This window comes from Anaerococcus tetradius ATCC 35098, assembly GCF_000159095.1.
In the GTDB taxonomy this organism is placed as follows: domain Bacteria; phylum Bacillota; class Clostridia; order Tissierellales; family Peptoniphilaceae; genus Anaerococcus; species Anaerococcus tetradius.
The window spans coordinates 1-230 of record NZ_GG666387.1; the positions used below are offsets into that span (position 1 = coordinate 1).

A 230-nucleotide genomic window follows, 5' to 3' on the forward strand; every position below is an offset into this window, starting at 1 on the left:
ACAAAACTGGAAACGAATCAACAGAAGCTGGAAAAGCAACAGCAAAAACACCAGCTGACACAATAGCCCCAGCAGCACCAAAAGTAGAAGCCAAAGACAACGGAGATGTAACAGTAACACCACCAACAGACGCAGATACAAAAGAAATTGAAGTAACATACACACCAGAAGGACAAACAAGTCCAGTAAAAGTTACAGCAACAAAAGGTGACAATGGTAAATGGACAGTA

Annotated in this window: 1 protein-coding gene; it reads left to right on the forward strand. The window is 41.3% G+C overall.

All coding sequences use genetic code 11. The annotated features are described in order from the left end of the window. On the forward strand, positions 1-230 hold a 230-nt coding region (locus HMPREF0077_RS10870; RefSeq protein ID WP_004837965.1), incomplete at both ends, for a hypothetical protein.